Source organism: Micromonospora sp. NPDC051227 (assembly GCF_044455385.1).
GTDB lineage: Bacteria > Actinomycetota > Actinomycetes > Mycobacteriales > Micromonosporaceae > Micromonospora.
On record NZ_JBITET010000005.1, the window covers coordinates 232,377 to 252,275 of the forward strand.

Annotated in this window: 18 protein-coding genes and 1 pseudogene; 10 read left to right on the forward strand and 9 right to left on the reverse strand. The window is 69.0% G+C overall.

Annotation, left to right across the window (positions count from 1 at the left end):
• Window positions 1–84: 84 nt before the first annotated feature.
• On the reverse strand, window positions 85–1,056 hold the full coding sequence (locus tag ACIA47_RS15955; protein ID WP_396708533.1) for an ADP-ribosylglycohydrolase family protein: 972 nt from the start codon (window positions 1,054–1,056) through the stop codon (window positions 85–87).
• Between the two features lie 328 nt (window positions 1,057–1,384).
• Here ACIA47_RS15955 and ACIA47_RS15960 point away from each other — a divergent pair, with 328 nt between their 5' ends.
• Complete coding sequence (locus tag ACIA47_RS15960) at window positions 1,385–1,903, forward strand: VOC family protein (RefSeq protein ID WP_203118169.1); 519 nt, start codon at window positions 1,385–1,387, stop codon at window positions 1,901–1,903.
• A 257-nt stretch (window positions 1,904–2,160) separates the two neighbouring features.
• Here ACIA47_RS15960 and ACIA47_RS15965 read toward each other — a convergent pair whose 3' ends face one another.
• From ACIA47_RS15965 to ACIA47_RS15980, 4 genes are all read right to left on the reverse strand, one after another.
• Complete coding sequence (locus ACIA47_RS15965) at window positions 2,161–3,042, reverse strand: ADP-ribosylglycohydrolase family protein (protein WP_396708535.1); 882 nt, start codon at window positions 3,040–3,042, stop codon at window positions 2,161–2,163.
• Between the two features lie 70 nt (window positions 3,043–3,112).
• The gene (locus ACIA47_RS15970) at window positions 3,113–3,322 is read right to left on the reverse strand and encodes a DUF2795 domain-containing protein (protein WP_203118185.1); all 210 of its coding nucleotides are present in this window, start codon (window positions 3,320–3,322) and stop codon (window positions 3,113–3,115) included.
• Window positions 3,323–3,405: 83 nt separating this feature from the next.
• Window positions 3,406–4,698: an MFS transporter gene (locus ACIA47_RS15975; RefSeq protein ID WP_396708537.1), complete on the reverse strand. Its 1,293-nt coding sequence runs from the start codon at window positions 4,696–4,698 to the stop codon at window positions 3,406–3,408.
• A 465-nt stretch (window positions 4,699–5,163) separates the two neighbouring features.
• On the reverse strand, window positions 5,164–7,323 hold the full coding sequence (locus ACIA47_RS15980; protein ID WP_396708539.1) for a HelD family protein: 2,160 nt from the start codon (window positions 7,321–7,323) through the stop codon (window positions 5,164–5,166).
• A 406-nt stretch (window positions 7,324–7,729) separates the two neighbouring features.
• On the opposite strand from ACIA47_RS15980, the gene ACIA47_RS15985 reads away from it, so the two are divergent.
• The 5 genes from ACIA47_RS15985 to nhaA all read left to right on the forward strand — a co-directional run bounded on the left by ACIA47_RS15985 (window position 7,730) and on the right by nhaA (window position 13,144).
• Complete coding sequence (locus tag ACIA47_RS15985) at window positions 7,730–8,164, forward strand: MerR family transcriptional regulator (protein WP_238432701.1); 435 nt, start codon at window positions 7,730–7,732, stop codon at window positions 8,162–8,164.
• A 90-nt stretch (window positions 8,165–8,254) separates the two neighbouring features.
• Window positions 8,255–9,850, forward strand: coding sequence for a peptide chain release factor 3 (locus tag ACIA47_RS15990; protein WP_396708541.1), 1,596 nt, complete (start codon window positions 8,255–8,257; stop codon window positions 9,848–9,850).
• 481 nt (window positions 9,851–10,331) lie between these two features.
• A complete protein-coding gene (locus ACIA47_RS15995; RefSeq protein WP_396708543.1) occupies window positions 10,332–10,664 on the forward strand; it encodes a hypothetical protein in 333 nt (110 codons plus the stop codon).
• A gap of 301 nt (window positions 10,665–10,965) precedes the next feature.
• Window positions 10,966–11,568 (forward strand): TetR/AcrR family transcriptional regulator, encoded by a 603-nt coding sequence (locus ACIA47_RS16000; protein WP_238410431.1) that lies wholly within the window; start codon window positions 10,966–10,968, stop codon window positions 11,566–11,568.
• 244 nt (window positions 11,569–11,812) lie between these two features.
• A complete protein-coding gene (gene nhaA, locus ACIA47_RS16005; RefSeq protein ID WP_396708545.1) occupies window positions 11,813–13,144 on the forward strand; it encodes a Na+/H+ antiporter NhaA in 1,332 nt (443 codons plus the stop codon).
• Between the two features lie 86 nt (window positions 13,145–13,230).
• On the opposite strand, the gene ACIA47_RS16010 is transcribed toward nhaA, so the two are convergent.
• From ACIA47_RS16010 to ACIA47_RS16020, 3 genes are all read right to left on the reverse strand, one after another.
• Window positions 13,231–13,557: a hypothetical protein gene (locus tag ACIA47_RS16010; protein WP_396708547.1), complete on the reverse strand. Its 327-nt coding sequence runs from the start codon at window positions 13,555–13,557 to the stop codon at window positions 13,231–13,233.
• Between the two features lie 175 nt (window positions 13,558–13,732).
• Window positions 13,733–14,149, reverse strand: a complete 417-nt coding sequence (locus ACIA47_RS16015; RefSeq protein ID WP_203118202.1) for a hypothetical protein — start codon at window positions 14,147–14,149, stop codon at window positions 13,733–13,735.
• Window positions 14,150–14,285: 136 nt separating this feature from the next.
• Window positions 14,286–15,023 (reverse strand): hypothetical protein, encoded by a 738-nt coding sequence (locus ACIA47_RS16020; protein WP_396708549.1) that lies wholly within the window; start codon window positions 15,021–15,023, stop codon window positions 14,286–14,288.
• Window positions 15,024–15,426: 403 nt separating this feature from the next.
• Here ACIA47_RS16020 and ACIA47_RS16025 point away from each other — a divergent pair.
• The 3 genes and pseudogenes from ACIA47_RS16025 to ACIA47_RS16035 all read left to right on the forward strand — a co-directional run.
• Window positions 15,427–15,775, forward strand: a pseudogene (locus tag ACIA47_RS16025) (cbb3-type cytochrome c oxidase subunit I); the annotation flags it as partial.
• A gap of 149 nt (window positions 15,776–15,924) precedes the next feature.
• Complete coding sequence (locus tag ACIA47_RS16030) at window positions 15,925–16,755, forward strand: c-type cytochrome (RefSeq protein ID WP_396708551.1); 831 nt, start codon at window positions 15,925–15,927, stop codon at window positions 16,753–16,755.
• The gene (locus ACIA47_RS16035) at window positions 16,752–17,840 is read left to right on the forward strand and encodes a Rieske 2Fe-2S domain-containing protein (protein WP_203118206.1); all 1,089 of its coding nucleotides are present in this window, start codon (window positions 16,752–16,754) and stop codon (window positions 17,838–17,840) included. The genes ACIA47_RS16030 and ACIA47_RS16035 overlap by 4 nt, the downstream gene beginning before the upstream one ends.
• A gap of 32 nt (window positions 17,841–17,872) precedes the next feature.
• Here the strand turns inward: ACIA47_RS16035 and ACIA47_RS16040 are convergent, their stop codons facing one another.
• Window positions 17,873–18,415 (reverse strand): hypothetical protein, encoded by a 543-nt coding sequence (locus ACIA47_RS16040; protein WP_396708553.1) that lies wholly within the window; start codon window positions 18,413–18,415, stop codon window positions 17,873–17,875.
• A gap of 164 nt (window positions 18,416–18,579) precedes the next feature.
• Here ACIA47_RS16040 and ACIA47_RS16045 point away from each other — a divergent pair, with 164 nt between their 5' ends.
• Window positions 18,580–19,779, forward strand: a complete 1,200-nt coding sequence (locus ACIA47_RS16045) for an aromatic acid exporter family protein (RefSeq protein ID WP_396708555.1) — start codon at window positions 18,580–18,582, stop codon at window positions 19,777–19,779.
• Window positions 19,780–19,899 lie beyond the last annotated feature (120 nt).

The following is a 19,899-nucleotide window of genomic DNA, read 5'->3' on the forward strand; positions in this document are numbered from 1 at the left end:
ACTGCCCGGTGTGGTGAGCCGCCGCGGCGCGGGACCTGCCTGTCTGCGGCGCCGGGGGCGGTCGGGGGTAAATCTTGCGCCGGGTCATCCGGGCGGCAGCGGCCCGGCTCCCGGCCTGCCGAGCCCGGCCAGCGCACTGGCCACTGTCCAAACGCGCGACGCACTCTCCAGTCGAAGGCCCCACATGACGGGGAGGTCCTTCTCCGCCCGGCGGGCGCCACACAGCGCGCCGGTCATCGAGGCGATGGTGTCAGTGTCGCCGCCCATACCAATAGCGAAGCCGATCGCCGCAGGGACGTCATCAGGATGGCGCAGGAACGCGGCCAGCGCGGCGGGCACAGCCTGGACCGCCGCAACACCGTTGCCGACCTCGCCGGCCACGTCGGCACCGCTGGCGGCCCGGGCGACGAGTGCGGGCAGTTTCCGCAGCGCGGCGCGGAACTCGGCGGTGTGCACGTGCTGACAGATCGCCGCGACCATCCGGTCGGCGTCCAGCGGGGTGTCCTGGATCGACAGTGCGGCCAGGGCGGTCGCGACCGCCTGTGCCGCCGCCCCGTCCAGCGCCTGGGGGTGCTGGTGGCTGACCATCGCGGTCCGGCGCGCGCGTCCGGCCACGGCGCCGAGGGCCAGACCGGGTAACAGGCCGACCGGTGCGACGCGCATCGCCGCACCATTTCCGAGCGAGCCATGTCCGTCGAACATGTCCGCGGCCGCCTGCCGCCACGCGGCGCCGCGGGCGATCTCGGCGAACAGTTGGGCGGCGCCCTGGCCGTAGCCGCGGCCGGGTTCGCGCGTCCACTCGCGGGCGAGTTCGTCGGCAAGCTCGTCCTCGTTCACGATGCCCCGGCGTCGGGTCAGATGGTCGGCCAGGACGAGAGTGCAGGCGGTGTCGTCGGTAAATCGCATCAGCTGGGTCGAGCGGTGCATCCAGTCGTCGATCTCGGCCGGATCCGCCGGTTCACGGCCCTCGAAGGGTGCGCCCAGGGCGTCGCCGCAGGCCGCCAGCACCATGGCCCCGCGTACCCGGTGTGACCAGCTCAATTCTGTCCTCAGCATCGGTTCACCGTCTCCCATGATCCCTCCCGACGGACTTTACCCTAACGCGAGGGTAGAGTATTCAATGGCCCCGGGAGTTGCGGATCGCCGCCCGGACCACGTGCTTATACCGTCACCACGACAGACGGGACCAGCGGTCACCGCCGGTAGATCCGGTCGATCGTCGCCAACGACCCGGCGCATCCGCTGTTCAAGCTCGTGGACGTCGGCGTTGCCGTCCCGCACCGCCTGCGTGGGGCGTCGGCGGTGAGCGGGCCGACCTCGTCGGCTTCGCTGCGCTAGATGTACTGCCCAGCGAGGTTGGTTAAGCGGCTGATGGGTGGGCGGCATGCTTGAGGTGCCGGGTGCATCCGGTTTATCCTCGTCGCGAGGTGTCATCGCGTCTGGCCGCAACGACGTTGTGGTGATGGAGGTGACACAACATCAAGGAACGACTATGCCCGCGTCACTGCATCATATGATCATCCCAGTGTCGGATCGCGACGTTGCCGCCCGCTACTTCGTGGGCCTGCTCGAACTGCGCGAACCCTGGGAGAACGGCTTCTTCCAGTCGGTGCAACTCGATGATTCGGTTGTCATCAACTTCGCGGCCCCGCCGGTCGAGGTGCAGCCCCAGCACTACGCCTTCCTGGTGAGCGACGAACTTTTCGACCGCATCAAGTCCCGCTTCGACAGCGACGGTACGCCGTACACAGCCGACCCGCCCGGGAAGCGGCCTTCCGAGGTCGGTGAGGTCAATCGTGACGGGACCGGCCGACGACTGTATTTTTTGGGCCCGGACAAGCACATGCTTGAAGTGCTGACCGCTCGCTATAACGACGTGCCACAGCGATCTCGGCCGCAGTGACCGAGCTAGCAGCCGCGCATGAGCCGTTGGGCTGAGGGGCATGCAGACTGGCGAGGCCGCCGAATGCATGGGGCTGAGCATCCGCACGATCCGCTACTACGGGGCGGCTAGAAGTTCGGTCAACGGGACGATCGTGCCGGTGATCTCGGCGCTTCCAGCTCGCAGGTCGACCACCGTGCCGTCTACGGCCACGAGGGATCCGCTTCGAAGGCACTGCGGTCGCCTCCGCCAGGTGCGCTCGCTCGGCGTGGCAGTGGTCAGGCTGGAGTCGGCCACCGCGCGAGCGGGCCCCGGGCGGCCCGCGACCGCCAGGCCGCAGGCAGGGCCCGCTCACCGGTGTGTGCGCCGGCCAGGGCGGCGGCCATCACCGCCACCTCGCTGACGGCACCCGCTTGGGCCAGGCTCGTGCGGACCGTCGCCACCGGATCGCGCGGATGCAGCAGGAAAGCCGTCAGCGCCGAGGCGAGACACCGCCGGGGGGAACGGCGGCGGGTCGGGAACTGGGCGGCGACGAACTCTGGCTCGGCGCGGGCGCGCAACAGCATCTTCGTCACCCGCATTGCCTCCCGCAGCGGCGGCGTGACGGTGTGGGCGGCGACGGCGTCGACGAACACGTCCGGCTCAATGTCCATGCGGCGCGCCGCCAGCGCGGTGGCGACGGCGTGGGCGACGGCCGTGTCCTGACTGAGCGCAACGGTCGTGCACCGTACGGCGATCTCACCGGCCAGGGCCGCCACCTCTTCCAGCGGCAGGGCGGTGAGCAGTCCCACGGGCCAGATCCAGGCCGCCGGCCCGACCGAGCCATTCGCGATGGTGCCCTCGGCCACGTGGACGGCAGTGCGGGCGACCGGGCCCACCGTCTGCAGGCCGGCCGTCAGTGCGTCCACGTCGACCGTGCCGGCCGAGCCGGACAGGCGGCGGGCGAGAGTCATCGCCGAGGCGGTGTGCGGTCCGGGTGGGGCGCTGCCGTCGTGCCTGCGCAGCGCCGCGGTGATCTCCGCGGCGGTTGGTGCGCCTCGCTCCTGCAGGCGGGCAGAGGTGGCCTCCGCAGCGGCGGCGGCGAGCAGGGCGGCGCGACCGCGGCTGCCTGCCAGAGAACCCGCCGTATCGCCAAGGTTCGTCAACCGTGGGCCGTGCATGGATCACCCCGTTCTGCTAAACCGGCCTGTGGCCACGCCCACTTCCGCGGCGTGGTGGATGTCGCCCGCCTCAGGCGCCGACCGGTACGTCCGCCATCTCCTCCCACAGGTCGCGTACCTGGCGGAAGTCGCGCTCGGGCAGGCGGTTCAGCAGGGCGATGACCTCGGGCCGCGCGTTGCTGGCCGCAGCCGCGGCCAGCAACGCGTTGCGGCTGGCGGGACCATCGTCGAAGGCTGTTCGGACGTGGTCGAGAAGTTCGATGCGGGTCACGTCGTGCACCGGTTCCTCCTGCGTTCTGTCGTGCCACGCGGACCGCGGCACTATCCCTACTCTAACGTAAGAGTATTTACTAACCGTGGCCCCTAGGTCGGGAAGGTGTCACGCGGTCGTCGGCGACGCGACCGCCGCTCGGCGCCGGGCAGGGGAGCGAGGATCGCTGCGACACCGACGGCCAGGGGGAGGGTCGAGCCGATGAGCAGGGCCTGGGTGTAGCTGCCGGTGATGTCATGGCCGACGGCGAACAGGACGGGGCCGAAGGCGGTCGAACCGACGTTGACCGCGGTGACCGTCCCGCGGATGGCGCCCAGGTGCCCGAGCCCGAACAACCGTGGCGTCAGGGCCGCCTCGACGGTACGGATAGCGCTGGAGGCCGCGCCGATCGCCACACCGAATCCCAGCGCCGACCATCCCGGGCCGACCCGGGTGGCCCAGACGAGCGCGACGGTCAGTCCGACCATGGCAGCCGGCAGCACCACCCGAGGGCTGGTGCGGTCGATCAGCGCGCCGACCAGTAGCGTCGCCGCGATCCCCGCGATGGTCTGCGGCAAGAAATTCGCCGCCGCCGCAGCAGCGGTGAGCCCACGTTCGGTGAGCAGGCTGATCTGGTGGAAGGCCACGGCCGTGGTGAGCATTCCGGACGTGGCGACACTGGCGGCCAGCACCCAGAAATACGGTGTACGCAGCGCCCGGCGGTGACTGAGGTCGGCCAGGACACCGCAGCCGAAGCGGGCGTCCCCCTCGCCGCCGTCAACCCGTTGACCGACGTCCTCGGGACGGTTGCGGATGCCGAACACCGCGACCGGAATGACAACCGCCCACACGGCCAGCCCTTCCACCAGCCAAGCAGTGCGCCAGCCATGAACGGCGATCAACCGCTCCAGCAGCAGCGGGGCCAGGGAGATCCCGGCCGCGCCGACCGCAGAGACAACGCCCAGCGCGAAACCCCGCCGCCGCCGGAACCAGTGCGCGGTGACCGTGGTCGCGGCCAGCCCGAGGGCACCCTGCCCAGCCATCCGGATACCCACGAACCCGGCGGTGAGACCGACGATCCCCGACACCACAGACAGCGCCACCAGCACGGCGCCGAAGACCACGCCGATGACCAACATGCACCGGCGCGCCCCATAGCGGTCGACCAGTCGCCCGACCGCCGGCAGCGCCGCCGCGCCGGTCAGGGTGCCGATGAGGTACGCGGTGGAGATCGCTGAGCGGCTGATTCCCAGGTCGGCGATGAGCGGGTCGACGAACGCCGACACCGCCACGGTCTGGCCGGGCGCGGTCATCGCCAGCGCGACAGCGGCGAAGCCAACGATCCGCCAGCCGTGGAAGCCGCCAGTAGGCGTCGGTGCGCTGGTCGAGGGCAGGGTGGTAGTCATGGGCCTCAAAGCTGTTGACGCGGGGCCTCGCCGGGTGGTGGGCCGGTGTAGGCCACCCGCGGTGCGGGTCGGAATCGGGCTGTCTACCGCCATGGGCGGCAGGATGGACATGCCGGAGCCGGGAGCCGGTTCGCCCGGTTCCCGGCGGCGGGCCGCGGGCCTCTCCGCACGTCCACGCAGTCCCGCGACGCTCACCGGTGACGATGATCCTCCCGGTCCGGGGGTGCTCCTTAACCGGGTCAAGTGCTGCCGGCGTGCCCCCGGTGGCCCCGCGTCGCTCGGGCGGGCGGCTTCGCCCCGGGGAGGCGGGAGGGTAGGACGAAAACCCGTCGCCCCGAGGCGTCGCGGCGCCGGCCTGACGAGCGGCGCTCCAAAACCCTACCCTAACGTACGAGTATCCATATCAGGTGGTGGCGCTTGCAGGGGTCAGTGTCGACGCCGCCTGCTGTTGCGGTCGCCGTCGGGTCAGCCGACCCGCGCGACCGTCGCGTGATCGCGGATCTCCCCGGCTTCGCAGTGGCCAACTCCGAGATCGCCCCGGGGTTGGCCGGCGAACGTCAGGAAGCGTGAGACGGGCCCGTCGTGGGTCAGGTGGAGTTCGTGCATGGCCCTGGTGCAGGCGATGTAAAGCATGCACCTGTCCATTTCGTTGGCGTAGTTCGTGTCGTCGACCTGCGGGACGATCACCGTGTCGAATTCCAGTCCCTTGGAGAGGTGCGCCGAGGTGATGACGATGCCGCTGGCGAACTCTGCGCTGTCGTAGTCGAGGAGCGTCAGCTCGACGCCGGCCTCCGCCAGGGCCTGGTAGAGCGTCGTCGCCTGGGCGATGGTCTTGCAGATGATGCCGAGAGACTGGTGTTCGCTGTTTCTGTGCTGCTCGATGAGGGCCAGGATCTGGGTCTGTTGACCCTTCTGGTCTGCGCACGCGATGACCTGCGGTGGACGTCCGTGGCGCTCGACCGGGACGATCTTGTCGTTGCGGGAGATGTGCTGGGCGAAATCCGTGATTTCGGTCGTGGAACGGTAGCTCTTGCGCAACTCCAGGCAGTCGGCCTCGGGGAAGATGCTGCGGATGGTCGACGGTGACGAGGAGCTGAACGGGTTGACCGACTGGTTGGCATCTCCCAGGATCGTCATCCTGCAGGAGAACAGCTCCCGCACCACGGCGTACTGGATGGGCGTGTAGTCCTGCATCTCGTCGATCAGCAGGTGGCGGATGCGTCCGTAGCTCTCCTGGCGAGATGTCCTGATCATGGTGTAGATCAACGGGAAGACGTCGGCGTACTCGACCTTCTTCCGACCCAGCGGCTTGAACAGGCCGCGGCGGGCCGGGTGCGAGTAGAAGGCCTTGTACACGGCGAGCGCGTCCTTGTGGGGGAACATGGCGCGGACCTGCCGGCGCACGGCGGTGGTGTCGGCGGCCGTCCACGTGCGGCCTCTGTCCGAAGCCTGCTGCTTGAGCAGGTGGACGGCGGTGTCGGCCAGCAGGTCCAGCCGGGTGAAGATCGGAAGTGTTGGTGACTGCCCGAAGGTCGCCGCGACCCACCCGGCGGAGAGCCGATTGTTCTTTTGGACGATCTCGGCGGGGGTGAATTCCTCGTCCGCCCGCGCGCTGATCCATGCGTCGAGCAGGGTGACGAACTCCGGCGTCGCCTTGTAGCGCATGCGCTCGGCTGCCGCGTCGTCGACCCGGTCGAGCAGGTTGACCACCTGTTCGCTGAACGTCTCGTAGTCGGTGATCTTGGCGAGGAACCTGCCGGCGATGGTGGTGAAGTCGATTTCGGCGATCTGCTCTTCACCTAACTCGGGCAGCACGTTGGCGATGTAGTCGCCGAAGACCTTGTTCGGGGAGAGGATCATGATGTTGTCGGAGGAGAGGGTGTCCTTGAAGCGGTAGAGCAGGAAGGCCACCCGGTGCAGGGCGATCGACGTTTTCCCCGAGCCCGCCACACCTTGCAGGATCAGCACCTGCGCTGTCTCGTTGCGAATCACCGCGTTCTGTTCCCGCTGGATCGTCGCCACGATGTTCTTCATCTTGTCGTCGGCGGACTGGCTCAGCTCCCGCTGCAGGACGTCGTCGCCGATGTTCAGCGCGCTCTCGAACATGTATTCCAGGCGCCCGTCCTGGATCTTGTACTGGCGCTTGCCGGTGATCTCGCCGTGGGCGATTCCCTGGGGGGCCTGGAAGAACGCCTCTCCCGACTCGAAGTCGTAGTAGAGGCTGGAGACGGGGGCACGCCAGTCGTGCACCACGATCTCCTGGGTCTGCGGGTCGGAGAAATTGTGCACACCGATGTAGTGGGCCCTGGCCTCCGTTTCGCCGCTCGCGTGAAAGTCAACGCGCCCGAAGTAGGGGGACGTCAACAGCCGCTCGATGCGTTTCCGCACCGTGACCGCGTGCTCGGCCAAGGTGACCGACGTGTTCACCTCGACGCGGACGTTCGCCTTCTCGACGCCGTCCATGTCGCGCCAGTGCGTCCACATGTGCTCCTTGTGCGCCTGGATGGCGCTGGCGGAGCTGTCGATGGTGGTGGTCAGACGCTCCAGCGCCGCCGTCAGCAGACGCACCGTCTCGGCCAGATGCTGACGCTCCAGCTGTTCGTCTCGAGTCTGCACATCTGTCACAGCTGTCTCCGGTTCGATTCCTGCACGTATGGGACGGTCGGACGCCATCTCCACCTCTACCCTAACGTGCGAGTACAGATGCCGGCCGGCACCGAGTCCCGCAGGGGTGCCATCTCGGATCCGGCTTGCGTGCGGATCGCCAGGGGTCGGACTCGTCGAAGGCGAACACCCACTGCGGGAGGTGGCTGCTGACGTGCTCCCTCCGGCGGCGTCCTCCGTGACCGCTGGAGCCACCACCCCGCGCAAACTCTTCCGTGCGGGTAGGGTTGTGGTTCAGTTTGGCGACCGGCCGGTGCCCGGCGCGCAGTCGTGCCGGCGGTGACAGTGGTGCCGGCTAGCCTGGACGGCAGTCGACCGGTGGGCGCTCACCGGGTTGCGAGCACGATCGGGAGGCGGGACGGAAGCGATGGGTGACGGCGCACTGATGCAGATCGGCGAAGTGGCCGAGCGGACCGGGCTGAGCCTGCGCACGATCCGCTACTACGAAGAGGTGGGCCTCATTGTCCCCTCCGCCCGCAGTCAGGGCGGCTTCCGCCTCTACACCGACGCCGACGTGGACCGGCTGCAGGTGGTCAAGCGAATGAAGCCGTTGGAATTCAGCCTGGAGCAGATGCGTGACCTGCTGGCCATCGTCGATCAGCTCTCCGGCGGCGCCCGACTGGCCAAGGCGGAACGTCAACGGCTGCTCGACACCCTCGCCGGCTACCGCGAGGCCGTCCACGAGCGGTGCGCGGCGCTACGGGCGCAGCTCGCCACCGCCGAGGAGTTCGCCGCCACCCTCACCGGCCACATGGACGGTCTTCAGTCACCGACCGCCTCCCGCGCCACGGCCAGCGGCTGACCTCCGAACCCCGTCACCCCCGCCCAGCCGGGCAACCCTCACGTGAAGGTATTGTTGTGCTGGAGTCAGCGACAGAGGGGGTGGGCGCAGGTGCCGACGGCGACAACGACGACAGCAGTGGCCGCCGAAGCGGCCCGGCGGCGCACCTTTGCGGTGATCTCCCATCCCGACGCCGGGAAATCCACCATCACCGAGGCGCTCGCCCTGCATGCCCAGGTGATCGGCGAAGCCGGTGCCGTGCATGGCAAAGCCGGCCGCAGGGGAGTGGTCTCCGACTGGATGGCCATGGAGCAGCAACGCGGCATCTCGATCACCTCCGCGGTCCTGCAGTTCGCCTACCGCGACCTGATCATCAACCTGCTCGACACCCCTGGCCACGCCGACTTCTCCGAGGACACCTACCGCGTCCTCACCGCCGTGGACTGCGCCGTCATGCTCCTGGACGCCGCCAAAGGCCTGGAACCGCAGACTCTCAAGCTGTTCGAGGTCTGCCGGGCCCGGCAAATCCCGGTGATCACCTTCATCAACAAGTGGGACCGCCCCGGCCAGGAGCCGCTGGCACTACTGGACGAGATCGAACAGCGGATCAAGCTTCGTCCCACCCCGATAACCTGGCCGGTCGGCATCGCCGGTGAGTTCCACGGTGTGATCGACCGGCGCACCGGCGAGATGACCGCCTTCCACCGCACCCCCGGCGGCGCTACCGCGGCGGTCGAGGAGCAGTTCGACCCGCGTCAGGCGGCGCAGCGCTACGGCGAGGACTGGCGCCGGGCGGTCGAGGAGCTTGAGCTGCTCACCCTCACCGGCGCCGACCACGACCAGGCGGCCTTCACCGCCGCCGTCACCACACCCGTGCTGTTCGGCGCGGCAGTGGCCAACTTCGGAGTACGACAACTGCTCGACGTGCTCGCCAGCCACGCCCCCGCACCGCAGGCGCGCCCGGACGCGGACGGTCAACCTCGTTCGGTCGACGCGCCGTTCGCCGGCTTCGTGTTCAAGATCCAGGCGAACATGAACAAGGCGCACCGCGACCAGGTTGCCTTCGTCCGGGTCTGCTCCGGCCGGTTCACCCGAGGGATGACCGCCATCCACGCCGGCACCGGTCGGCCCTTCGCCACCAAGTACGCACAGCAGATGTTCGGCGCCGACCGGGAGACCATTGACGAGGCGTACCCCGGAGACGTCGTCGGCCTGGTCAACGCCACCGCCCTCGGCATCGGCGACACCCTCTACGACGGCCCGGCCGTGGCATTCCCACCGCTGCCCTCGTTCGTCCCGGAACACTTCGCCGTGCTCCGCGCCGCCGACACCTCCACCCACAAGCGGTTCAAGCGAGGCGTCGAGCAGCTCGACGCCGAAGGTGTGGTCCAGGTGCTGCGCAACGACCGCCGAGGCGAACAGGCCCCCGTCCTCGCCGCCGTAGGCCCGATGCAGTTCGAGGTCGCCATGGCCCGCCTGGACGCCGAGTTCGGTGTCACCGCCGGGCTGGAACACCTCCCCTACGAGCTGGCGCGCCGCACCGACCGGGCCAGCGAAGAGCGACTGCGCGGAGTCGCCGGCGCGGAGGTGTTCACCCGAGTCCGCGACGGCGCACTGCTGGCTCTGTTCACCAACGGCTGGCGGCTGCGCGCCATCGGCGACAGCATCCCGGGCCTCACCTTGGACCCCCTGCTCGTCAGCGCCTGACCAGCAGAACCACGGACGGGGATCGTATTGCCAGCAAAATCAATGGCCATTCGGTGGCGGCGCTGAGCGACACGCTTGGAAAGGGCGTTGCGGGTACCTCTCGCCGTGGTCACCTCCCGATCCCGATCCGGCAACCAGGCGCCGCTCGTCGCCTTGGGTGGCCGCATTCGGGACCTGGCTGCCGGTACCCGACAGCGAGGGAGCCAGGCAACTCGGCTGCGGCGGCGCCAGATGGAGATCATCGGGCTGATCGCGCTCAGGCGGGGCTCGCGGCAGCGCTCGCCTGGTGGCTGGCGCACGACCTGCTGGGCGGCCGGACGTGGAGCGGCTACGCGGAGCGCTCAGCGGGGCCGAGGAGGTGGTGACGGTCGCGCCGGCCCGGTGGCAGTGGCGGCAGCATCTCGAACGGTACGACCGGGGCGTCGAACATCTAGTCCGCTTCATCCATAGCAGTCGGATCCTCGCCCGACAGGCAGCGACAATGATCAAGTATCAAGAGCGACTACCCCAGCATCTTCCCGACGCCATCGAGGCACTGGCGCAAGCCGTGCAGCAGCTGCAGCGGGAGACGCGAACCGACAAACCCCACGAACAGACTCGCCGCCTCGCACTGCGGGCGGCCGAGGAAGCCGGCTGGGCCACCGGTGCGGGGTTGCAGAACTTTGGGGTCACCGTGGCCACGCAGGCTCGCTTGGCAGCCAGCGACCTGCTCCGTGCGACCGGCTGCCAAGTGGACGAGGCGAATCGGCGGGTCCGGCAGGCCGCGCGTAGCGCTGAGCAGGCGAACCGCCAGGATGACGGTGACCGTCAATAGTGTCGGCCCGGGCCGATCGAAACTCCGGACGCCCGCTCTTCCGTTGGCGAGGATCACAACGGTTGCGCGGCCGCGTAGCGGGATCGGGGCGGGTCGCGAGCCGGCGGAGGAGGTCGTGTGCTTCCTGGGCGTCCCGGACGGCGGTGATGACGTCGTTGACGCTTGGGGACAGCTGCGCCGATAGAGCCGATGATGTGACGCTTTCCCGGTTGCGGCGGCGCAATCCGGTTGACGGAGTGAGCACTCACTCCGTAGCGTCGGCTGTATGACTTCCACCCCGAACCGACGCAGAGCGACTGGCATGACTGCCGAACAGCGACGCGAGACCATCATCCGCGCTGCTCTACCCCTGGTGGCCGAGCGCGGGGCCGCCGTGACGACCGCGCAGATCGCCCGGGCCGCGGGCATCGGTGAAGCCACGGTCTTCCGCGTCTTCGACGACAAGGACGCCGTGCTCGACGCGTGCGTCGCCGCAGCCATGGATCCCACCCATGTCCTTCAACAGTTGCGATCGATCTCGCTTGCGCAACCGTTGGTGGACCGACTCGTCGAAGCGGTCGACGCGCTCGACGCTTACCTCAACCGCATGGGCGCGGTCATCGGTGCCCTGCACGCCTCCGGCAACCCCAACCGCAGATCAGGGCGTGGCACCGCGGAACCCGCCCAGCCACGGCAGCGATCCGCGGGGCGTGACGCCTCGCAGGCAGCCACCCGGCAGGCGATCCTCGAATTGATCGAACCCGAGCAGCCACACCTACGGCTTCCGGCCCACACTCTGACCGACCTGTTCCTCGGCATGTTCTTCGGCAGGAGCCGAAACCTGCACCAGCACACCGGAATCGACACCCGCCAGCTCGTCGACCTCTTCCTCCACGGCGCTTACTCGACCGGCAGGGCGGCGTGACAGCCGTATCGGCGAGCCAGCGCACCTACCGAACGACGCCAGCAGCGTCGTAGAGCGCCGCGCCGGCGCATCGGCGTCGGGCGTCCAGCACGTCGCCGGTCCGCCGCAGTCAAACCCGACATGATGGTGATGTTTGCCGCAGCTACGTCCGTACAGTCCACACGGCCGATGCCGGTACCGTTGCAAACGGTGCGCCGGGAAGTCTGGTCGGCAACGTCCGACCCGACCCCGAAAGTGAGCATTCATGACAGCAACACCGCCGCAAAGCCCGCGCTTGTTCGGCCGAGGGTCGTGGCTCGAAGATCGGCGCATCGGCGACATCCTGCGGAAAGAGACCATCGGTGGCGTCCTGCTGCTCGCCGGTGCGGTCCTCGCCCTGATCTGGGCGAACTCTCCCTGGGGGAACGGCTACGAGACACTGCGCGGGTTCACGATCGGCCCGAAGTCGCTGCACCTTGACCTGTCGGTCGCGACGTGGGCAGCCGACGGGCTGCTGGCGATCTTCTTCTTCGTCGCTGGCCTCGAGCTGAAACGTGAGTTCGTAGCAGGGGACCTGCGTGATCCGCGGCGTGCCGCGGTGCCGATCGCCGCGGCGGTCGGCGGCGTGCTGATCCCCGCTGTGCTGTACCTGGTGATCAACCTCAGCTCGGCTGATGGGCAGGCCAAGGGCTGGGCGATCCCGACCGCCACGGACATCGCCTTCGCGCTGGCGGTTCTGGCGGTCATCGGCCGATTCCTGCCGCGTGCCATGCGTACGTTCCTGCTCACCCTCGCCGTGGTCGACGACCTGCTCGCGATCGTCATCATCGCCGTCTTCTACACCGCGAGCCTGTCGATTCTGCCGCTGCTCGCCACGCTGGTCCCGCTGGCGGCGTTCACCGTCCTGGTTCAACGCCGGGTCCGATCGTGGTGGCTGCTGCTGCCGCTGGCGTTCGCCACCTGGACGTTGATGCACGCCTCCGGCGTCCACGCCACCGTCGCCGGGGTTCTGCTGGGCTTCGCGGTCCCGGTGCTGCGCAGCCGCAAGGCGGGCGGCCCGGACGCTGGTCCCGGGCTGGCCGAGCACTTTGAGCACCGCTTCCGGCCGATCTCCGCCGGCGTTGCCGTGCCGGTCTTCGCGTTCATGTCCGCCGGCGTCGCGGTCGGCGGGCTCAGCGGGCTCGGCTCCGCCTTCACCGACCCGGTCGCGATCGGCATCATCGTCGGCCTGGTGCTGGGCAAACCGATCGGGATCACCGCCGCGACGTGGCTGGTCACCCGGTTCACCCGGGCGAAGATGGACAGCGGCTTCGCGTGGATCGACGTGGTCGGTCTTGCGGTGCTCGCCGGGATCGGGTTCACGGTGTCGCTGCTGATCGGGGAACTGGCCTTCGGTCTCGGCAGCGACCGCGACGACCACGTCAAGGTCGCGGTGCTGGCCGGCTCGCTGGCCGCCGCGCTGTTGGCCACGGTCATCCTGCGCCTGCGCAACCGCACCTACCGGCGCATCCACGACGCGGAGACCGTCGATGCCGACCGCGACAACATCCCCGACGTCTACCAGCAGCCCGCCGGAAGCCGTACCGACACCGCCTGACAGACGGCCTCGCACGCACACCCGGGTAGATCCCGCGGCCGATAGCCCAGGGCTGCGGCCGCCCACCATGATCATGGCCGAGCAAGTCATGGCCAGGGGCGTTTCAATCGACGCCAGTCAGCGAGACAGGGGCCACCTGAGCGAACGGTGACACCGACCCACCCCGGTGCAGCGATGTTGTCGGCGATCACCAGCAGGAGGGAGCTGCCGGTCGCGGGCAGCGACCCGGCGATCGCGGTCACGCGGGGTTCCCAACCGGTGGCGAGGGTGGCCGCGCCGAGGCTGAGCAGCACAACAGGCAGTGCGTTGCAGGCCTCGCGCATGGGCGGCAGCAGGCTCAGATTGCCATCGGTCGCGGCGACGCCCGCCCAGACGGCAGCCCGGCGTCCAGATTCGGCGTCGACGGGGCGCATCGCCTGCCCCGGTCAGGGGCAGGGCAGGGAGTTTTGCCAGCAAGCCACGTACTGAAGGAGTGCTGCTGACCGCACTGAGGAAGATCAGGAACGGCCTGCCGGGTGCAGAAGACTGGCACCGACGGGAAGCATCCCGACCCGCCGGAGTGAGGCAGCGGCAGTCGCTCCTCACGCGTCAGCGGGATGCGTCGCGGACGAGGCGGTTGGGGTCGGACCGGTCGATGCCGCTGGCGCGCAAAGGGTTACTGGCGATGGTGCGGACCTGCGTCATGACCACGGTGCCGGGCAAGTCGAGGTTGTGGCGGGCGGCTCGCCCGGCTTGACCGACCGCGGTCAGGGGCCGTTGCAGCCGTGTGACGGCCGCGGCGAGGGTGCTCACGACGACGCCCAGCTCGTGCAGGTCAGTCTCATGGTCGGCGATGGGCGGTCGAGATGGACGGCTGCGTCGCTGTAGGGCCGTAAGGTGTTGCGCCAGCGACGGCGCTGCGGCGAGGAGCCTGTCCATGTCGCGTAGCCGCCGTAGCGCCTCGGCGGCGGCGGCCGCGTCGCGCCGGCACAGCGCGGCGCCGGTGGCGGCGAGGTGCCCCGACAACGCGGCCAGTGTCGGGGATGCGGTCCGCTCGATAGTGCGCAGGGGGTCAGCGGCATCAGCACGATCACGGCCGCGGGCGGGGTGAGCCCGCCGGTGACCGCCAGCACCTTCGCACGACGAGCGCGCGGTCGAAGCGTTATGGGGTGAGTCGGCCTCCGGCGCCGCCCTCGCCGCCGTGCCCGTCCTCAATCTGGCCCTCGTGACTGCCCCCGCGCTCAATCATCGGCGGCGGGGGAGCGGCCGGGCTCAGCGGCACGGCGACCGGAGCCGGAGCAGTGATCTTCTGGCCGTTGCCGAAGTCGAAGGTCACGAAGACGTTCTGGCCGGAGCGTAGGGACTCGTCCAGCCCGAGGAGCTGCAGCACCTGCCGGCCCTCGGTGTTGAGCTGCACGTGACTCAGCGGCTGGATCTCCACCCGGGGCGGCTGGCCGGGTGGGGTGGGCGACACGCTTGCGGTCGGGCTGGCGCCCAGGCTCGGCGACTCGGTGCCGCCGGGCGAGGACGTGGCCCCCGGGATCTCCGTCGGTGCGGCGGCGATTCCGGCGGCCGGGTCGGCGTCGGTGATGACGACCTCGCGGGCGTCCTCGGTGGAGACGGTCACCCTGACGTGGTTCGGCGAGTCGTTGTAGAGCACTGCGTTCAGGACTGCGTTGTCGCCGGCCTCGTAGCCGTCCAAGCCTGGGTAGGCCACCAGCAGGCCGCGGACGGCGTACTCGCCGTTGGCGGACTTGACGTTGACGCCTTGGACCGACGGCTCCTTGTTGACGGTCTCGGCGACCTGGCCGGCGCCGCACCCGGACAGGAGCACCCCAGCCACCGCCGCCCCGAACAGCAGCGGGGCCCTCCGCCAGGAACCGCTGATCGAGCGCGTCACGTCAGTCCTCCTCGTCATGATGCCGCCCCGGCGCGGGGGCCTGTGCCATGCCCGCGCAGACTGGGGTAAAGGCTAGTTGGGCCTGATTCACGCCCGCGTGCCGAACCGGGAATGCCACCTGCTGGCGTGGTCCTCGAATCACGGGCCGCTCGTGGCGAGCGGGACGACGTCGATGGCCGGGGACCGCCAACACGCCCGGCAGGCTATCTACCAAGCCCCGATGCGGGCCGCCATGCCCGCCTTGCGAGCCCGACGGCGGCGGCCGACGGCGGCGGCCGTCAGGGCGGTTGGAGCGGCGTTGCTCCACGGGGTAGCCGCTGGGCATCCCCCCAGAGCTACTTCCACGCTGGCGATCACCAGGGTGAACGGCGAGGCGGTGAGCAGGCCGCTCCGGCATGCCGAAGGTTGGCTGCAAACCAAGCACACGCCGCTGAGCACCGAGCAGCACTCGCCGGGCGTGGGCAGCAACATGTGGATCATCGGCCTGGTGATCTCGGGTCTGGGTACGATTCTCGGCGCGGTGAACCTGATCACGACGATCCTGACCCTGCGTGCTCGACAGCCACGTGTACGAGCCGGCGACCGGCGGCCCGATGCTCTGGCAGCATCTGTTCTGGTACTTCGGGCATCCCGAGGTATATGGCATCGCGTTGCCGTTCTTCGGCATCATCACCGAGATCATTCCGGTCTTCTCCCGCAAGCCGATCTTCGGCTACACCGGGCTGGTGCTCGCCACCATCGCGATCACGGCATACGCAGAAACCTCAGCTCGGTGTGACAGCCGTCGGAGGGCGGCGAGGGCTTTCTGACCGTCTGAAATGGGCCCATCTCTCCCTAAATGGATTAAAATCCCTCGGGAGAAGAGCTCACTCTATGTCCGCATCAGTGAGGCGGGGGATTCGTGGGGAACACGTCACGGCCGGTTTCTGCGGGGCCGCGGGGCCGTGGATCATCAGCAGGACCGGTCCGTCGGCGGTTCAGCGCAGCTGTACGGCTGATGGTGGCGTTGCTGCTGGCCGGCGGGGTGTACGCCTTCTTCGCGCCCGCGGCTCGGGCGCAGGAGGAGCCGCGGTTGAGCCCTGCTGCCGCCGAAGGTGAGGCGTTGTACGAGGTCAGCTGTATCACGTGTCACGGGCGTAGTGCCGGTGGGGTAGAGGGGCGGGGACCGAGTCTGATCAACGTCGGCGGGGCGTCCGTCGAGTTCCAGGTGGGCACTGGCCGGATGCCGCTGGCCCGGCAGGAGGCGCAGGCGCAGCGCAAACCACAGCTCTTCACCGACGAGGAGGTCCGCCAGCTGGCGGCGTACATCGACTCCCTCGGCGTCGGGCCGGTGGTGCCCGATGACATCGGCGCGCGGGTGGAGGACGCGGACCTGGCCCGGGGCGGGGAGCTGTTCCGGGTCAACTGCTCGCAGTGCCACGCGTTCGGCGGCGGCGGCGGAGCGCTGTCGTCGGGCAAGTACGCGCCGAGCCTCCACCCGGCCAGCGACCGGATCATCTACGCGGCCATGCTCAGCGGCCCGCAGAACATGCCGATCTTTGGCGACAACACGCTCACCCCGGAGCAGAAGGCTGACATCATCGCCTACATCCAGCGGGTGATTCAGTCCGACCACGATCCAGGCGGGTTCAACCTGGGCCGTTATGGCCCCTCGACTGAGGGTTTGGCGGTTTTTCTGGTCGGCATCGTTGCGTTGGTCTTCGCCAGCCTGTGGATCGCGGGCAAGTCGTGAGCGAGCACGTTGTCCAGCAGGCCCGGGAGCCGGTTGACGTCAACGACCCCACGCTGTCGCGCTTCGACATCGTCCGCGAGGGCGCCAAGCGTGACGACATCGAGATCGTCCACTACGAGCCGCAGGTCCTGCCCGGCTCGAAGGCCGAGCGGCGGCTGGTGCGTACCGTCGCGGCGCTGTTCGCCGTCGCCGGGCTGGCCTCGCTGGCTTTTCTGGCCGTGTTTATCTGGTGGCCGTGGCGCTACCGCCTTGTCGCCGACATCGAGGAGTACTACACGCCGCTGCTCGGCGGGACCATGGGCATCGCGCTGCTGGCCGTCGGGTTCGGCATCCTGCTGTGGGGCAAGAAGGTGCTGCCCAAGGAGGTGTCCATCCAGGACCGGCACGAGGGCGCCGTTTCTCCCGCGGAGCGGCGGATCACGGGGCAGACCATGCTGTACATGGCCGACGAACTCGGCGTGAAACGCCGCCCGCTGCTGGGCGTCTCGTTGCTCGCCGGCCTTGTCCCGGTCGTCGCGGTCGTCGCGGCACCGCTGGTCGGCGGGCTCATCCGTGACCCGCACACGGACCGGGAGCTGTATCAGACGGGCTTCGCCCCCGCCGACGAGCAGGGCGCGATCACCCGCATCCGCCTGGTCCGGGAAGACGGCCGCCCGGTGCGCCCGGCGGATCTGCTACCCGGCGGGCAGGTCACCGTCTTTCCCGGCATCTCGCACGGTGTGAGCAACGAGTACGCCGACTCGGTCACCCTGCTCATCCACCTCCGCGCCGAAGACGCACTCAAAGCCCGGGAGAACAACGAGGAAGCCGGCAAGACCGACTGGATGTGGGGCAACTACATCGCCTACTCCAAAATTTGCACCCACGCAGGCTGCCCCGCCAGCCTCTACGAGCAGCAGACCAACCGGCTGTTGTGCCCTTGCCACCAGTCGCAGTTCTTGATCACAGAGAACGCCAAGCCCATCTTCGGCCCCGCCAGTCGGCCGCTGCCCCAACTCCCGATCGAGGTCGACGACGATGGGTTCTTCGTCGCCTCCTCCGACTACAAAGACCCCATCGGCCCGGACTTCTGGGAACGCCCCTGACCGGTTTGGCTGCCAGCCCTGGCGATGCCGGGTCAGTGGCGTGCGGTGGTCGCCACGCCACGCCTGCGCCTGCCATCCCGCAAGGTGCGCATCGCGCTGCCAGAAGAAACAAGAGCCACCAGCAACCCTGCGCCGACGTCGGTGTACAAGGCGGGCGCGGACACTGGACGGTCGAGGTGGCCGAGTAGGACGGGCGACGCGAGCAGCCACAGGCCCGCGGCTGCCGCGATCCCGCTGAGCGCGGGCAGGTGGCGTGGTCTGAAGTATCGGATGAGTGACGTACCGGCGATGATGAATCCTGTGAGTGTCTGGTTCCAGGTGGCGACCGGCTTCTCCGAGGCGTACTGAAGCAGGTGTGGGGCGAACACCACCCAGGTACCGGCGAGGACGGCGCAGCCGCTGAGGACGGCGCTGAGGGTCAGCGGTCCGACGAGAGGTAGCCGGCTTCCCGGACTCGGCGGCGGGGCGATCGCACCCACCGGCGGCTCCAGTTGGCGCGGATCGTTCGGCTCGCCCCGTCGTCGACCATCCATCGGCTGCTCCTGCCGTACGCGACGCTCATTCGCCGCCGCCACTACCTCGAAGAGAAGGGGATGGGTCCCCGACAGGCGGGGCACCAAACTCGGCAGGGGTGGGCTCGCCGGTGGTTGTTCGTGAGGCTTGGGACGCGGTACGGCGGGTATTTCCGGCCATGACGCCCGTACGCTCACGGCCCATCTCCGGATACCGGCCACCCCTGATGGTGCTGACCCGCTATCTCGGCAGGACAGCCACCGGGGCCGGTCGCTGGGGAGGCAGGACGGCTCGTCTCCGGCTGCGGCAACTGGAGATCATCACCATGATCGCCGTTCAGGCCGGCGTGGCCGCGGGTCTGTCGTGGTGGATCGCTCACAATCTGCTTGGCAACCCGAATCCGGTGTTCGCTCCCTCCGCAGCAGTGGGCACGATCGCCGCCGCACTCGGTCAACGCACGCGCCGTACTGTCGAACTGCTGCTCGGGATCGGGCTGGGGATCCTCGTCGGCGACACCTTGGTGTACTTCATCGGTAGCGGTGCGTGGCAGACCGGCGTCATCGTCACGCTCGCCATTGGCATCGCCCTCGGACTCGTTGGGCGGGGTGGCACCGTCGTCAGTCAGGTCGGGGGAACGGCCGTCCTCATCGCCACACTCTCCTCCAGCGAGCGCAACCTGGAGATACCCCGCGTCGTCGATGCGGTCGTCGGCAGTCTCGTCGGGCTCGTCGTTGTGGCAATTCTGCTGCCCCTGCATCCGATCCGGATCATCAACCGGGCCGCCGGCCCGGTATTCCGCACGCTCGCCGGCCAGCTGCGTTGCCTCGAGCAGGCGCTGCGTCTGAAGGACAACCAGAAGGCCGTGGCCGCCATGGAGGCTCTACGCAGCCTGGGGCCGGACGTGGAGCGTATGCAGGACGCCACCAAGGGCGCGGAGGAAGTGGTTACCATCGCGCCGGCCCGCTGGAGCCGCCGTCAGGAGTTCGAACGCTACGACTGGGGCGTCCGTCACCTCGTTCGTGTCATCGATGACAGCCAGGATCTCGCCCGGCGTGCTGCGACTGCCCTTGAATACCGCGAACACCTACCCGAACACCTCCCCCGGGCAGTCGCCGCGCTGGCCGACGCCGTGGACCAACTGCACCGCGATGTCCGGCACTCCGCCCGATCCCATCAACAGACCCGCCGTTTCGCTCTGTACGCCGCGGTTCAGGCGGAACGCGGGCGGATCTTCGGCCTGGAGACCTTCGGCGCGGCCGTCGCCACCCAGGTACGCGTCGCTGCCAGTGACATGCTCCGCACCACCGGCTGTTCGGTTGACGACGCTAATCGTCGGGTCCGACTGGCCACCCATCTCCCGAGTTGTCCAGAGCGACGCGTTGAGCGTCGGCAGGAGGACGGCGTTCGTCGCGGTCGGGGCGATTAGCCCGGTAGCTGACACAGAGGCTCACGTGTGTGTCCCGCCAGAAGGTGTCCCAGGCGTCGCGGCCGCCCTGAAACCTACTAACCAAGATCGCCGGAAGCGCCCCTGGCGAGACAGCTGTCC